Below are 15,154 nucleotides of genomic sequence, written 5' to 3' on the forward strand. Positions count from 1 at the left end.
ATATAAATTATAAGGGCACTGGCTTGTTTTGAGCATTCCTATGCGTAAAATAATATAACCAAATAAAAAGCAAGAAACCATTATAAAAATAATTGCCCTGCCTTAACAGATTTAAAACAAATAAACAAATTATCGCATTACTCATAGCCCACAGATAACCGTCCCTTGCCCGAGAAACATAAAACCTGAAAATAAAATAACTGAAAATAAAAATCCCCAACAGTCCGGTTTCAGAAACAAGCCTTAAAAATAATCCGGAGGCATCCTCTTTGTTCAAAGCATAGGTAATGTTATCTGGGTTAATCACCTCAGAGATATAGCGATCATAGGACAAAGGGTGGCTGCCTAACCCGGAACCAAACAAAGGGTTACGCATAAAACTCTTACAGGCTACGAAACCATTGCTATAGAAAGCAAAAGTACTCAAATTAACCTTGTCTATAGGTTTTTTACCGCTAAGGATAGCTATAGTATCATTAATCCTCACCCTGATCTCGGGTAAAATCTTATAAGCACCAAAACTCAAAACAATCAAGATTAATGCGCAGACGGCAACCAACTTTAACTTTTTATGATTAACACTGATCAAGATCAAAGAAACAATTATCCCTATATAAGAAATCAATGAAAACGATAACAAAACAGTTGCAATTATAAGAAGACTTGCCTTCTTACCGATAAAATACTTTGTCTTTTGCATGATATTCAAGATGGAAATGAATAAAGCCGGCGCCATCGCCGCCCCCAGATGCGCAGGTTCCTGCATTATTGATGTAATTCTAAGGATGCCTAGCGGAGCGTAAGGACCTACCGTTCTGGGAATAAAATAGCGGAAGTCATAACCTTTCTGAAATCCGATCCAATAACTAATTTCCTGAAAAATACCAATTAAGGATACCACACAAGCAATCTGTAAGTATACGCGAAACAGACCTTCGACCTTGTTGTTATTTAAGCGGATTAGCAGGTAATACGCAAGGCCGTTAAGAACAAATCCAAACAGTATTTTTAGTAACAAGGGAAGTGAGTTATTTTTCTGGAATAAATTTATCAAGGAGAAAGCAAAAACGGCTAATAAAATATAAATCGAATTCGGAGATATATGTATCTTCCGATATGAAAAGATATAAAATAATAGGAAGCTTGTTAAGAATAAATAGCTGACATAGAAATCGAAGAAGCCTTTATTAAAAACAAAGGCCCCGGTAAAAATATTAGAAATTAATAAGTAGTTAAAAAATTTTATCATTTAGAATAACTTGCCCTGAGGGTTAATTTATATTATCTGCGACTATTTCTATCTAGCCATAAATAAAAACCGCTGCGCACTACTGCCCTTTTTAACCTAACCGCGGATCCCACCATTGCCTGATTCATAGAACAAAAACGGCATATCCTAATCATTCCACGACTATATCCAAAAGCTAACAAATAATTTTTGAATTGCAGCCATAATTGTTGATCGCGAATTAATGATACGACGTGCAAAATCGTATACCAAGGATGCTCACGAGTCATCACTTTAAGAAACGACATTCTTAAATCCGGATTACTAAGAAAATACTTATCCGCTAGTTTTAAATAGCCGTCAAAATCAAGTAGAAATCTTTTCACTAACCCACCGGAATACTGAAAACTTTCATTATCGTTACGCCAAAGCACTAACGAATCCTTTATATACTTGAGCCTACATTTTCTGGCAGTAAAAGAAATCAATGATGAAGCAAGCGCATATGCTGTAGACTGAAAATCCTGATCAAATCCTGAGATATTCCATTGTTCGCGGCGTAAAATAATTGAACTCATATAACTAAAAAGAGCACCAATTGAATTCGCATTATTACAGTAAAACTTAAACTCTTCCGCGTTATCGAGGTTAAAAATCCTGTCTTCTATCTTAACAGACAGCCAAGACATTTGTTTATAGGCATGCATATTTAAGTTGCAGGCGGTTATATTACATAGATATATTTCACACCCGGACTCAATCTCTTTTAAGATTGTTTTGATTGCCCTCGGCTTTAGCAAATCATCGTCTGAAAACATCCAGCAATATTGGCCTCGTGCCAGTTCGATTGTCTTAGCCATATCCCGGTCCACACCCATATTCTTCCCAGAGCAGAAATAAACCAAATTCTTAAATTTCTTACGATACATATCCACGACTTCAGAAGTATTATCGGTAGATGCCCCATCCACAATAACAATCTCAATGTTATCACTAGCTTGAGAAATAATACTATCCAAAGTCTGACCAATAAATCCTGCGCGATTATAGGTAGGAATGCAAAATGACAGCTTTATTTGAGCTGATGAATTTTCCATATTTAATATACTTTGGTATTGCGCCAATATTGGACACCATCCAGAAACTTAATCTGCCCAAAAGGAGTAATCCTCTTATCGTTGCCAGGAAAATCAAAAATACATTCCCAACCCATGCTCTTAAATAATTTACGTAATCTGCTCTCAACATCATGGCTATGCGTGCCGATATGAATTCTTTTAACCTTTTCAGAAAGCTGTTCTTTGACAGCGCTTAAAACCCGATATTCCTCACCCTTTATGTCCAAATGTATAAGATCAACTTTTTTTAAGCCCGCAAGTATTTTATCTAATCCTATACACCTTATCTTTTTGGTATATAGCCCTAAGCCTTTCTTCCCTGTCCAGTAATCTTTAGCATCGCATGGCTGCCCCTTGATTCGTTTATAGCTTCTTTTTATAAAACGATAAGTCTCCTTCAGTGGCCTTAAGAGCAATTGCCATGATGTCACAATGTAACTGCCATAGCCTTGCGGAAAACCAACTTCGAAAATGGCATACCCGTCTTTTCTGCTGACAACAGCTTCTATGAGAGTATGATCATCGGGATTTATGCCATTATCAATAAAATGTTTTCGCATCCATTTATAAGAAGTCGGCTCTCCTTCCACTCCAATCAGCTTGAACACAAAAGAATCGCCGTGATACTTTTTGATGGCTGCGGCAGCGTTTATTAAATGCGGAGCAATACCAGCCCCCAGCTCTATTGCCGTAAAGTCCTGTTTCGCTTGCACAACTGATTCAAGCAGACTAATCCATTCAAAGTACTCTTCTTGAAAATCAGGATATTGAGTCTCTAGCCATATTCTCTCATCAGTTTCAACGTTGTGTCGCTTCTGAAGCTCAGGGCCAATAGGACAAATATGCGAAACATCGGTAAAAACACCTAAGAAATTTACCGCATAACCCTTTCTTCCATAACCAGAATACGGCTTAAATTTCCTAAAGATATCATGGTGTTGCATAAAATATTTCCCCTTTCACTTCGCTGCTGCAATCTCTAGATTAGGTAAAGGAAAAACCAGCTTAAATTGTTTATATTTCTCTTGCGCCTGAAAAAAATTCTTAAAATGCCAAGGCAAAACAATCAGATAATCAGGCTTCCTGATAGATAACTGATCTTCTGAAATAATCGGTATCCAGGAACCCGGAGTATAGCATCCAAACTTCTCGGAATTCACCTCTGCAACAAACGCTATATCTTTATTTGTTAATTGACAGTACTGCAGCAATACGTTCCCCTTAGTCGAAGCTCCAAGCGCAGCTACGTTTTCCCCTTGTAATTGGGTTGTTTTTAAAAACCCCAGTAAATCTATCTTTGTTTTTTTGACGCGCTTAGCGAATTCCAAATAAGGCTCAAGTGTACCCAAACCGCTATCTCTTTCCATTCCAAGGATTTTCTGCACTGATGCGGCAACAGTCGAATTACCACTTGACTTTACCACCATTACGGAAAAACTCCCGCCATTAATATCGTTAAACTCAACATCAGCAATCCTAAAACCTACCCTATCTGCCATCCATTTAATCTGACTTAATGCGTAGAACTCAAGATGTTCGTGGCAAACGGTATCATATGAATTATTCACAAGCATAGTTGGCATGTAGCTTTGCTCAAAAACCCACGCTCCGTCATCCGCGAGGACATCATATATTTGACGCATAAAACCCAATGGATCCTCCAGGTCATAAAACATGGAAAAAGATGTGACTATCTTTGCTTTTTTACCGGGAAACCACTCTTTCAATAAAGCAGAAGAAAAGAAATCAGGTATTAATTGAATATGCGGTAAATAATACTGATGGAATTTAACCCCCGTAGGATCGATACCTACTAGGTTATACCCTGAGGCTGGATAAGCCGCAAGCGTTGTACCATCATTACTACCGATATCAACTATTAAATCTCCTTTTTGCAAGTTAACCTGTTTAAGAATCTTTGCCACTTTCGCATGAAGATGCCTGACCATGCTTGGATTTAATCCTGAACGATAACCATAATTTTGGCCATACATCTGACCCAAATCATAGGAATGTTCAAGCTGCAGAAGCCCGCAAATATCTTGATCCCCAGCGCATTTTACTAAGCGTAACGGCCCGGTTGTAACTTGCGCGCCTTTTTTACCGGGGAATACCCCTGTGAGCATCTGCTCTCCCAAATCAAGTATCTTCTCCAACTTTGTGTTACCGCATATCCTGCAGCTTTCGATCTTTTTATACACTCTTCATCTCCATCTCGGCATCGACCATCAAGGTAATCATTTCACGAAATCCCACCTTGGGGCTCCATCCCAATTGCGTTCTGGCTTTTGTCCAGTCGCCCACTAATTGCGCTTCCTCAAACATACGATATTCAGCCGGATCATTACGGACATAAGATTTATAATCAAGGTTAAGATACCCAAAGACTATCTCACAAATTTCCCGTACTGAATGGGTCTGTCCGGTAGCCACTACATAATCCGAAGCCTCAGGCTGCTGTAACATAAGCCACATTGCCTGCACATAATCGCCTGCAAACCCCCAATCCCTGCGCGCATCAAGATTACCCAAATGCAGTTCGCCAGCCAAACCCAGTTTGATCCTTACTGCTTCATGGACAATCTTTTTTGTGACAAAACCCAGGCCCCGACGCGGGCTCTCATGATTGAAAAGTATTGCCGAAGACGCAAATAAACCATAATGTTTGCGGTATATCCCTACCATAGAGTGGGCGTAAAGTTTCGCGGCGCCATAAGGTGAACGCGGATTAAAAGGTGTTTTTTCAGATTGAGGTGACCCAGTTGTGCCGCCAAACATCTCGCTAGAGGACGCCTGACAAAAACGCGAGCTTATCTTAGCCTGACGGATAATTTCCAGCATATGCACAACCGCCAGCCCATTTACCTCTGCTATTTTAGCAGGATTATCAAACATCCCGGAGCCTGATGAATAGGCAGCGTAATTATAAACTTCGTCCGGCTTATACCGTAAAAATACTTCCTTAATTCCGGAATAGTTTACGATATCTAACTGAAGCAAATCGACCTTATTAATCAAGGAAGATGAAAAATAGTCCGGGATATTATCGCGGTTTTGCTCAATGCCGATAACCTTATAGCCTTTAGCAAGGAGAAATTCCGTCAAATATGAACCATCCTGACCAGCGATCCCGGTAATTAAGGCAGTTTTCATCAAATATTATCCGCAAATGTCCTCATATAATAAACAATGCCTGTCTGCGATTTCCTGCCATTGATCACGATCAATATCATGATCATAATCTCTGCGCTTGCCAGCGTAATTAGCAAGAGCTGACTTCATTTCTTGAATATCATCCACTTTTGTAAAATATATATTTCGTTTCCTATCATAACCTCTTTGGGTCAAAGATGTAGTTATTACAAACGCCCTGTTTAATACGGCAGCATGAATAGAAGTATTCCATTCTCCGGCGCCATTTCTAAAAGGCAAAATCACCGCATCAGCAACCGCTAATAACGCGGCCAAGCCCTGCGCAGGAAGAAAACCGGTAAAAGTCACCTTTTCTGACCATAACCCAAGCGAAACACGCTTAATAATCTCGGGCAAATAGCCTGTTTCTTTAACATCTTCTCCGGCTATCACAATCTGGTCTGTCGCAGGGTTAGCAATCTCAAATAACAATTCAATACCCTTATGAGGATATATGAACCCCGAAAAAACAACCAAGCGTTTTTGTGTTTTTAAGTATTGCTTCTTAAGTTGGCTCTTTTCTGTTTCATCAAGATTAACACAAGGGATACTAGATGCATTTTGTATAGTTGCGGTTTTCTTTCCCCATAAAGCCCAACGCATTATAAAGTGCAGGCTTTCTATGTATCTTGGGCGCACAAATACCAGTCCGCCAGGAATAATTGATTTTAGGAAAACTTTTGGAGCATTTCGCAAAACATATATTTCATGCCAGGTCTGTACAACTTTTTTCCCCATCAAGAATGAAATAACCGGCAACAGCCACGGCAACAAAACATTCCCATAACCCTGAGTCGGATATTGAATATGCACAATATCCGGAGACCAGCGCTTGATAACCTTTATAACTTTCAATGTTTCGGCAATGCCCCATTTTTTTATAATGGGAAAAATCTCTACCCCTGCTACTTTATTAATCGTGCCGTTTATTGCGCTAGTAAGAACACCAACTTGGATTTCATGATTGACAGCAAGCGCTTGCGCCAAATTGTAGGTATAATCACCAACTCCACACTTCATCGGCGGATAAGAACCCGTAACTAACAAAACTCTCATTTTAGACTAAACCTTTCTTAGCGCTAACCACGCAAAGGTATATTTTTTCCCTTGCCAATCAATAGGCGCATCTTTAGCTTCATACAACATTTTACCGGAAGGCACTAAACCGTAACATCCCGCTTTAATAATTAAATCCTTAATCTCATCTCTTGAGAAAATCTGCCAATCTAACCCAAATAATTTTACCCCTTTGGTATCAATTTTCTCCGGCCAATAATCAAATGTCGCGATAAAGTATCCACCTTTATTCAAAAGACGAGATACCTCTTTTAGCAACAACGGGCCATTAAAACCATGCTCTATTACTGAAATTGACGTAATTGCCCGAAACGCGCCATCATCAAATTTTGTGTGCATAAAATCGCCGATTTCATAATGTATGAAATTCCGGTAGGGCATTTTTAGCAAGTTTGAATTTAAATCCACGCCTGTTAAGTTGGAATAACCTAGTTTATGCAAAGCGACAATCGTCTCTGAAGCATAGCAACCAATATCAAGTATCGGCTCATTTTTTTGTACATGGCTATCAAGAAAATCTATAACAGAAAGCACATCCCAACTCTTCACTCTTCCCCCTATTGCCATTCCAGGCTTAAGCTTTAATTTCCTCAATAAGCAATGAACGGGTAAATCAATAAAAGAAACCCTTTTAGCCAGCAACTTTTGGCGGGCTTGGAGTATTTCAATTTTATTCTGTAAAATTTTTAAAGCCATTACTATCTTTCTTGAGTATGTTTTTTGAGCGATTCTTGGCGTTTAGCACTGCTAAGATCCCGATGTATCATTTCGGAAACTAATTGATGAAAAGTAACTTTCGGAACCCATCCAAGCTTGGCCTTTGCCTTGCCTGCATCACCAATAAGAGCATCTACCTCTGTTGGCCGGAAATAACGGGAATCCACAGCAATAATACAGCGGCCATCTTTTGTATAACCTTTCTCGTTAATTCCAGACCCCTTCCAAGTGATCTTAATATCAAGTTCGGCTGCAGCCAATTCCACGAATTCACGCACGCTATGCTGCTTTCCGGTAGCAATTACGAGGTCTTGCGGTTGTGGTTGCTGCAACATAAGCCATTGAGCTTCAACATAATCTTTAGCATGCCCCCAGTCGCGTTTTGCGTTTAGATTACCAAGATACAAACATTCCTGTAATCCCAGCTTTATACGGGCCAGTGCTTGAGTGATCTTGCGGCTTACGAAAAGCTCACCTCGCACCGGAGACTCATGATTAAACAGTATCCCGTTGCACGCGTAAATGCCATACGCCTCACGATAGTTAACGGTAATCCAGTAAGCGTACAGTTTGGCAACCGCATATGGCGAGCGAGGATAAAATGGAGTTGTCTCTTTTTGGGGAGTCTCTTGAGCCAACCCAAAAAGTTCCGAAGTAGAAGCTTGGTAATAGCGAGTTTTATTTTCTAAACCCAATATACGTATTGCCTCAAGGACTCGTAAGGCCCCTAACGCATCGGAATCCGCGGTATACTCAGGCTCCTCAAATGATACCGCGACATGACTTTGAGCCGCCAGGTTATATATCTCATCTGGCTGCGTTTGGTGAATTACGCGTATTAAGCTAGATGAATCTGTCATATCGCCATGGTGCAGAAAAAAATGCACACCCTTTTCATGAACATCACGCAAAAGATGATCAATGCGAGCCGTATTAAAAAGAGACGAGCGCCGCCTTAAGCCATGAACTACATATCCCTTACCTAAGAGAAATTCAGCCAGATATGCCCCGTCTTGACCAGTAATCCCTGTAATTAAAGCAACTTTTCGGCGCCCCATCCTTTTTCTCATATCTAACCTCCTGACGCAACCCGCTTGAGTGTTTTATAAATAGCCCTGGGCATAATTAATTTAGCAAGTTTTCCTAATCCTCGGCGCACAAAAAAGTATAAATACGCACACATAGCCTTAGACTTCGGCAATCTATATTTCCTTAACAACCTTAAATGTTCAAGCATGCTTTGAACAGGATAACATTCACCAATGCCCCCAACTCTTCTATGCACAAATAGAAGATTATTATAGCAACCAATTGCACCATTCAGATGCAACCTCAACACCAAATCATAATCATTCACAAATTTATAAGCCAAATCTATTAAACCAATTTCTTGAAAACATTTTCTCCTTATCACCATTGTTGGGAAAAAACAATATGCCCACCCAGACATAATAGCTTTGGCATAATCAGGGTTACCTTTATATACTTTACCTGAATTCTGACCGTCATGCATAAGCATATCCCCAAAAATAAAATCTGCACCCGTATTTGAAATTATTTCCGCTGCCGCTTCAATAAAAGATGGCTCAATCCAGTCATCAGATGATAGGCCAAATATAAAATCACCTTCAGCCATACTGATTGCTTTATTAAAAGCATCAGATGTACCGGAATCAGGCTCGCTAACCCACAAATCTATTTTATCATCAAATTTCTTAATTACTTCCAGAGTGCCATCTGTAGACGCTCCATCTACGATAATATATTCAATATTTTTATAGCTTTGATCCAATACAGACGTTATTGTTTGCTGCAATGTTTCCTGCCGGTTGCGTACAATTGTTACAACGGTTATAAGAGGCATTTGAAGATTGTCTTTGCCCCTGCCAGGTCTACGACAGCCTCCTGTTTGGCGCAGAGGATGCGCTTCTCTTGTTAAATAATCTTCAATCGTAGGGACTCTTATCATATGCTTTGGGCTTCGCCTGAAAGTATTACTGTTTACCATCTTTTAGCTTATTTCTAAGCTTCCTGATAACACCAAGAGCAAAAGGAGGCAATATTTGCTTGGTAATCCATTTAAACTGATTTCTCCTAAAAGGTTTTCTCGAAAGAATGCTATAGTCTGGCTTATTTTGCAAATAGAATTTATCAGTTTTGTACTTATCCATATTCTGGTTTATAAAATTATAGACCTCAATCAACTTATTATAATCCGCAGTAGCGCTTAAAATAACTTTAGAAGCATCAGCAAACTGCTTTTTGATGGTTTCGATAATCCGATAGACATTAGAATACCTCTCAAAACAATATGAAATTACAGCTAATTTCAGCAAGCTAATCACTTTTCTTTCATCATCATAAGACGCATAATCTCCCCAAGTTCCCGGGTTACGCAAAAATAGCGCTTCTCCGACAGATAGAAATCCTTCTCCAAGCCTGAAAGAAGGATGCCAATATTGCTGATTTAATATATCTGCGAGACGAAAATCTAGCTTATAGAGGAACTGATACTGATCTTGAAACAATCCTTGCCCTTCGTAAATTTCAAAGAATTCTACCTCGCTAACCACACATAATGTATTTTTGCTAATTGACTGTGCGCCTCCAAGCAGCACAGGCAACTCAGACCCTTGGGCATCTATACTGACTACATCAGGAAGAGGCAAATTATTACCCTGGACCAACCTATCTATGGTTGTAGTTTCAACAGTAACGGTCCTGTCAAGAGCCGTATCCTCCGCCCATGTCAACCAATCACCCCAGGGTATATGCTCAAGCTTAGCTTTTTGTGCCGGCCTTAGTAAACTGCTGCTTTGCGGATGTTTATTTATATATAAAGTTTGTTTACCTACCTTATCAAGGACACAGGTGTTTACAAGTAACCCCTTAATCCCCCTAAGTGAAAGCTCTTGAATATACTTTGCGTCATTGCTTGCTTCACGCGGTTCAAAAATAATCAACTTCACTTTATCGCGGAAAGGAGAACACAATATCTTTTCAACCGGGCCGCAATCCCCAGAACCACCAACATGCCAGATCACAATATCGTTGAAAGCAACTTTATCTTGACGCATCTTCTTTTGCTCCTCTCTCAAAGAAGTTAAATACTTTATTGTCAATGCTAGGCTAAATAAAAATGCTATCTATTCTATACCAGAAAATATTGCATTACCTGAAAAACATAGAAAAAATTTTCTTTGCATATTTAGGATACGACGCAGGCCTGCTAATAGCCCGAAAAACTACACTAATCCAAAATCCACACTTTAATAAATGTCTGTTGATATTTAGTCTATCCGCAATTTTCTCAATAAAAATTGGACCATTGCCGCGCCATCTACCTCTGGGTCCTTGGGAATTCTTGAGTATCTTAAAATCAGAAAAAGTCTCAACCGGCCTATTACGAATCAATCGCACCTTACCATCTTTCGTCCATAAATTCTCCAACAACTTTCGGTCATGGCGCCAGAATTCCTGGCATAAAATACTTCCAGCACTCTTACTTTTATCTTCATTAAGAAATACATCGCTTAAGATAATAGTGCCGCCTTTTTCATAAGCCCTCATCGCAAGGTCATTATCCCAAATTATTGCTATGAAATTCCTATCGATACCTCCCAAATCATTAAAAAATTTTTTAGACATTAAAGGAGCAAGCGGTAAAACAATAGAATTGGGGTCATTAACGTCAAAACGATGCGCAAAATGCGATTCATCTTTACCGTTTGTGCTTGACCTGCAAGATAATAGCAATTTCTCATTATGATAGCTTTTATATGTTTCATAGAGCCTATCCAAAGGCCTGGGCATATTAAACGTACAATCATCAGCAAGAACCATAACTAATTCAGTGTTAATATTCCTAAAGGCTATTTCTGCGCATTGGGCTGGTTTTACTAGCGAATGGATAAAGCGAAAATTATTTGGCAATTCATAATCCGGTGGATTAGGCCCTACAAAGACTAATTCAAAGTCTATATCGTTATCGCCTATGCTTTTATATAAAGTCATCCAATTCTTCGGACGGTGAGCCGTAGCAACAATGCCAATTTTAGGCTTCATAGCTTATTTCCCTTTAATCGCAAGAAATATCCGCTTTGCATAATTAAAATACATTTTTGGTTTTTTAATGCCTCGAACCAATCTCGGCAGGTTATCTTCTATTTTTTCAAGAACAACTGGACCTTTCCCGCGCCAGCGACCACGAGGCCCTTGGGATTCAGTAAGTATATTCAGATCATGGAAAGATTCTACTACTGGGTTTGCCCGGTTAAAATTAACCTTGCCATTTTTAACCCAAAGATCCTCAAGTAATCCTCTATCATGCCTCCAAAATTCCTCACAAAGAGCGCTCCCAGCAGTCCTCTTGCCCTTGTCTTCATCAAGAAATACATCGCTAAGAATGACACTTCCACCCAACGCATGAACCCTCATCGCAATATCTAAATCCCACATTATTCCAATAAAATTCCTGTCAATGCCGCCTACTTTAATCCAAAGCTTCCTAGACATTAACCCGGAAAGCGGCACAATAGGAGAGTTTATATCGTTAGCAAAAAAATGGGAACAACTGGATGGCTGCTCTTCTCCGTCCATCATATATCTGCATGATACTATTATTTTATCACTATGATAGCTTTGATATTTTTCATAGAGCACATCTAAAGGCTTGGGTGTTTTAAATATACAATCATCAGCCATGCACATCACTAAATCCGACATGGTGCTTCTAAAAGCTATCTCCAGACATTGCGTTGGTTTTACTAAAGATTTTATAAAACGAAAATTTCTTGGCAAGTTGAAGCTAGGCGGATTAGGCCCTACAAAGACCAGCTCAAAATCAATTTGGTTATCACCAATGCTTTTATGCAGGTTCATCCAATTCTGCGGCCGATGCGCAGAAGAAATAATGCTTATTTTAGGATTCATGCTAAGCCCTTTTTAAACTATTATCCTACGGATTTTTTTCAGTTAACCATTGAAGTTTAGGACGAACCGCCGGTTCCATGCCCCATTCATAAGGGAACTGTCCTCGCGCGCCACCCGGATCATGCCGGTCACCAATATCTGCGCTTACCACATTAAATAATCTTACATGAGGGGATTGGCTCGGAGCAAGCGGAGGCGAATAAATCCATAGATTAATACTAAGCTGACCTTCATTTAGAAAATCACCGGGGATGCAACAAGATGTTTTATATATACCCGCTGTGTATGGGGACTGTTTTCCCCATGGACCATTAATATAATTATCCATCGAAGCCATAATATATGTACCTAAAGCTCCCACAAACTGGACAATAATAGCAGCCTGAGTATCCTTAAAAACTTGAAATTCAATTTCCAACTTTATCGGATCCCTTACATCGAATTGCGAATGAACATGCCCGTCATCTCCCACAATACGTACAGAACGCAGCCTAATAATATCATTGCCTGGCGCCAAGGAACTCTGAGGCCAACTAACCTGTTGATTCAGATCGTTGGTCTTCAGGTAATTTGCAATCGCGCTGCTACTTTCTCCATCAAAAATCATTGCCCCGTAGCGTAACACAATACACCTTTTACAAAGCCTCTGAATGGCATTCATGTTATGACTTACAAAAAGAACAGTTCTGCCTTGATGAGCTACATCATCCATCTTCCCCAGGCATTTTTTCTGAAACTGCGTATCGCCCACAGCTAATACCTCATCAACTACTAAGATTTCCGGCTCCAGGTGCGCTGCAACCGCAAAAGCCAAGCGCACATACATCCCGGAAGAATAACGCTTAACCGGAGTATCTAAATACTGCTCTACTTCGGAAAAAGCAACAATGGCGTCAAATTTACGTTTAATTTCCACCCGACTCATCCCGAGTATCGCGCCGTTTAAATAAATATTCTCCCTGCCGGAAAGCTCCGGATGAAACCCCGTACCAACTTCCAATAAGCTAGCTACCCTGCCTTTAATCGTTACCTGACCAGCCGAAGGTTCGGTGATCCGGGAAAGAATTTTTAATAACGTGCTCTTTCCTGCTCCATTGCGGCCAATGATCCCGACTACCTCACCACGATTAATCTCAAAATTTATATCTTTAAGCGCCCAAACTTCCTCTAAGCTGTTTCCCTGAATAATAGCCTTACCTTTTGTTAAATCCATGGCTTTATCCAGAAAAACCTTGGCATTCTGCATTAACACATCGCGCAAGGCTATATAGCGGCCTCTTTCGACTTGATGGCCGATAACATATTTCTTAGATAAGTTTTCACTCTTAAGGACAATATCAGACATTTCCCTTGATTTGCTTTTAGTATTAAATTAAATCCGCAAAAGAGTTTTCCATTTTACGAAAACTCCAAATACCCAACCAAAGAAAAAACATAATCACGCCGATGCTTAAAACAAAACCCGGCCAATAAATTTGGCTTTTCCCTCCTAATATGCTCCACCGAAAACCATCAATGACCCCAACCATAGGATTAAGACTATAAAGAAGCCGCCATTTTTCCGGAATTATACTACTACTAAATCCAACCGGAGAAATATAAAGTCCGAATTGCACAACAAAAGGAATTATATAGCGAAAATCCCTGTATTTTACATTAAGCGCTGTAATCCAGAGGCCGGGACCTAGACTGGCAAAAAGAGCCAAAATAATAAATATAGGCAGCAAAGCCAAATTCCAGCCCGGCAAAAACCTATAGTAAGCCATCATCCCTAAAAGAATAATAAAGCTTATAAGAAAATCGATAAACGTAGCCACCACCGTGGATACAGGAATAATCATCCTGGGGAAATATACTTTACTAATCAGTTTTTCATTGCCAATAAGACTATTAGAAGCTTCGCTTAAAGACACAGAAAACAGTGACCAGGGAAGCATTGCCGCAAAAACAAGTAGCGCATAAGGCGCATTTCCATCGCTGGGTAATTTTGCCAGATGCCCAAATATTACCACTAACACTAACATGGTTAAAAATGGCCTCAAGACCGCCCAAAGCACTCCGATAATCGTTTGTTTATAGCGCACTGAAACATCTCGCCAAGCTAAAATTATAAAAAGTTCGCGATACCGCCACAGGTCATTCCAGTAGTTTATCGCGGCTCTGCCGGGCTCAAGAATTATAATTTCTTCATTCATGTTTTAGAAAGTTTGAGGCTTTCATCAGATTCTGCGGGGTTCCGATATCAACAAAATCTTTTTTACAGTAATAACCATAACAATTTTTACCTGCTAATGCAGGAAACAGGTCATACTCTAAAGAGAAAATCTTATTCTCACCCATAAATTGAAAAATTTCCTTCCCCATAAGATATATCCCTACACTACAAAAACTGCCCTTCAAAGGTTTTACTTTTTCATTAAACTTCACAATTCTTTCCCTATGATCCAAAATTACTACTCCGGAATTTTGATCATCCTTTGGCCTAGACAAAACAATAGAAAGCAATGCTTTCTTCTTAAGATGGAATTTATAGAAATCAGAAAAGTTAACTCTGCAAAATGAATCTCCATTTAAAACCAAAAAAGAGCTGGATAGTATCAATGATTGCGCATTTTTTATCGCTCCGCCTGTACCTAATGGCTTTTTTTCCTGCGAAAGCACTATTTCTAACGATTTCGGAATTCGCTTATAATGCTTTCTAATAGCATCGCCCATATATCCTGAACAGAGAATGAACCGTTTTAAGCCAAAACCAGCTAAATATTGGATAAGGATATCAAGAAATGGCTTGTTATTAACCTGGGCCATAGGCTTCGGACGGTCACTTACCGCCGGCCTCAACCTCCTGCCTAAGCCGCCGCATAAAATCACCACATCTATATTTTTCATG

The 15,154-nt window shown here is 39.6% G+C and carries 15 protein-coding genes; all 15 read right to left on the minus strand.

Features of this window, described 5'->3' with window-relative positions:
• Positions 1 to 7: 7 nt before the first annotated feature.
• Positions 8 to 736 (minus strand): hypothetical protein, encoded by a 729-nt coding sequence (locus MUF05_02965; protein ID MCU0666036.1) that lies wholly within the window; start codon positions 734 to 736, stop codon positions 8 to 10.
• A gap of 545 nt (positions 737 to 1,281) precedes the next feature.
• Entirely contained in the window at positions 1,282 to 2,325 is a 1,044-nt protein-coding gene (locus tag MUF05_02970; GenBank protein ID MCU0666037.1) for a glycosyltransferase family 2 protein, read from the minus strand.
• 2 nt (positions 2,326 to 2,327) lie between these two features.
• Complete coding sequence (locus MUF05_02975; GenBank protein MCU0666038.1) at positions 2,328 to 3,290, minus strand: hypothetical protein; 963 nt, start codon at positions 3,288 to 3,290, stop codon at positions 2,328 to 2,330.
• Between the two features lie 15 nt (positions 3,291 to 3,305).
• Positions 3,306 to 4,547, minus strand: a complete 1,242-nt coding sequence (locus MUF05_02980; GenBank protein MCU0666039.1) for a class I SAM-dependent methyltransferase — start codon at positions 4,545 to 4,547, stop codon at positions 3,306 to 3,308.
• Complete coding sequence (locus MUF05_02985) at positions 4,540 to 5,499, minus strand: GDP-mannose 4,6-dehydratase (GenBank protein MCU0666040.1); 960 nt, start codon at positions 5,497 to 5,499, stop codon at positions 4,540 to 4,542. The genes MUF05_02980 and MUF05_02985 overlap by 8 nt, the downstream gene beginning before the upstream one ends.
• 6 nt (positions 5,500 to 5,505) lie before the next feature.
• The gene (locus MUF05_02990) at positions 5,506 to 6,594 is read right to left on the minus strand and encodes a glycosyltransferase family 4 protein (protein ID MCU0666041.1); all 1,089 of its coding nucleotides are present in this window, start codon (positions 6,592 to 6,594) and stop codon (positions 5,506 to 5,508) included.
• 6 nt (positions 6,595 to 6,600) lie between these two features.
• Positions 6,601 to 7,311, minus strand: a complete 711-nt coding sequence (locus MUF05_02995) for a class I SAM-dependent methyltransferase (GenBank protein ID MCU0666042.1) — start codon at positions 7,309 to 7,311, stop codon at positions 6,601 to 6,603.
• Positions 7,312 to 7,313: 2 nt separating this feature from the next.
• Positions 7,314 to 8,402 (minus strand): GDP-mannose 4,6-dehydratase, encoded by a 1,089-nt coding sequence (gmd, locus tag MUF05_03000; protein ID MCU0666043.1) that lies wholly within the window; start codon positions 8,400 to 8,402, stop codon positions 7,314 to 7,316.
• 2 nt (positions 8,403 to 8,404) lie between these two features.
• Positions 8,405 to 9,301, minus strand: coding sequence for a glycosyltransferase (locus tag MUF05_03005; GenBank protein ID MCU0666044.1), 897 nt, complete (start codon positions 9,299 to 9,301; stop codon positions 8,405 to 8,407).
• Between the two features lie 25 nt (positions 9,302 to 9,326).
• Complete coding sequence (locus tag MUF05_03010) at positions 9,327 to 10,409, minus strand: FkbM family methyltransferase (protein ID MCU0666045.1); 1,083 nt, start codon at positions 10,407 to 10,409, stop codon at positions 9,327 to 9,329.
• Positions 10,410 to 10,503: 94 nt separating this feature from the next.
• Positions 10,504 to 11,397: a hypothetical protein gene (locus MUF05_03015; protein MCU0666046.1), complete on the minus strand. Its 894-nt coding sequence runs from the start codon at positions 11,395 to 11,397 to the stop codon at positions 10,504 to 10,506.
• A gap of 3 nt (positions 11,398 to 11,400) precedes the next feature.
• Positions 11,401 to 12,264, minus strand: a complete 864-nt coding sequence (locus MUF05_03020) for a hypothetical protein (protein MCU0666047.1) — start codon at positions 12,262 to 12,264, stop codon at positions 11,401 to 11,403.
• A gap of 25 nt (positions 12,265 to 12,289) precedes the next feature.
• Positions 12,290 to 13,609, minus strand: coding sequence for an ABC transporter ATP-binding protein (locus MUF05_03025; GenBank protein ID MCU0666048.1), 1,320 nt, complete (start codon positions 13,607 to 13,609; stop codon positions 12,290 to 12,292).
• A 22-nt stretch (positions 13,610 to 13,631) separates the two neighbouring features.
• Positions 13,632 to 14,459, minus strand: coding sequence for an ABC transporter permease (locus MUF05_03030; protein ID MCU0666049.1), 828 nt, complete (start codon positions 14,457 to 14,459; stop codon positions 13,632 to 13,634).
• Positions 14,452 to 15,153 carry a sugar phosphate nucleotidyltransferase gene (locus MUF05_03035; protein ID MCU0666050.1) on the minus strand — a complete coding sequence of 234 codons (702 nt, stop codon included), beginning with the start codon at positions 15,151 to 15,153 and terminating at the stop codon, positions 14,452 to 14,454. The genes MUF05_03030 and MUF05_03035 overlap by 8 nt, the downstream gene beginning before the upstream one ends.
• Position 15,154 lies beyond the last annotated feature (1 nt).

The sequence above is a fragment of the Candidatus Omnitrophota bacterium genome (genome assembly GCA_025453395.1).
GTDB lineage: Bacteria > Omnitrophota > Gorgyraeia > Gygaellales > Profunditerraquicolaceae > JAlOQK01.

What these genes read in the sequence shown, in the direction of transcription:
- MUF05_03030 (MCU0666049.1), bottom strand. Translation starts at nt 14,459, where the DNA reads ATGAATGAAGAAATTATAATTCTTGAGCCCGGCAGAGCCGCGATAAAC.
- MUF05_03015 (MCU0666046.1), bottom strand. Translation starts at nt 11,397, where the DNA reads ATGAAGCCTAAAATTGGCATTGTTGCTACGGCTCACCGTCCGAAGAAT.
- MUF05_02985 (MCU0666040.1), bottom strand. Translation starts at nt 5,499, where the DNA reads ATGAAAACTGCCTTAATTACCGGGATCGCTGGTCAGGATGGTTCATAT.
- MUF05_03005 (MCU0666044.1), bottom strand. Translation starts at nt 9,301, where the DNA reads ATGATAAGAGTCCCTACGATTGAAGATTATTTAACAAGAGAAGCGCAT.
- MUF05_02990 (MCU0666041.1), bottom strand. Translation starts at nt 6,594, where the DNA reads ATGAGAGTTTTGTTAGTTACGGGTTCTTATCCGCCGATGAAGTGTGGA.
- MUF05_03010 (MCU0666045.1), bottom strand. Translation starts at nt 10,409, where the DNA reads ATGCGTCAAGATAAAGTTGCTTTCAACGATATTGTGATCTGGCATGTT.
- MUF05_02970 (MCU0666037.1), bottom strand. Translation starts at nt 2,325, where the DNA reads ATGGAAAATTCATCAGCTCAAATAAAGCTGTCATTTTGCATTCCTACC.
- MUF05_02995 (MCU0666042.1), bottom strand. Translation starts at nt 7,311, where the DNA reads ATGGCTTTAAAAATTTTACAGAATAAAATTGAAATACTCCAAGCCCGC.
- MUF05_03020 (MCU0666047.1), bottom strand. Translation starts at nt 12,264, where the DNA reads ATGAATCCTAAAATAAGCATTATTTCTTCTGCGCATCGGCCGCAGAAT.
- MUF05_03035 (MCU0666050.1), bottom strand. Translation starts at nt 15,153, where the DNA reads ATGAAAAATATAGATGTGGTGATTTTATGCGGCGGCTTAGGCAGGAGG.
- gmd (MCU0666043.1), bottom strand. Translation starts at nt 8,402, where the DNA reads ATGAGAAAAAGGATGGGGCGCCGAAAAGTTGCTTTAATTACAGGGATT.
- MUF05_02975 (MCU0666038.1), bottom strand. Translation starts at nt 3,290, where the DNA reads ATGCAACACCATGATATCTTTAGGAAATTTAAGCCGTATTCTGGTTAT.
- MUF05_03025 (MCU0666048.1), bottom strand. Translation starts at nt 13,609, where the DNA reads ATGTCTGATATTGTCCTTAAGAGTGAAAACTTATCTAAGAAATATGTT.
- MUF05_02965 (MCU0666036.1), bottom strand. Translation starts at nt 736, where the DNA reads ATGGCGCCGGCTTTATTCATTTCCATCTTGAATATCATGCAAAAGACA.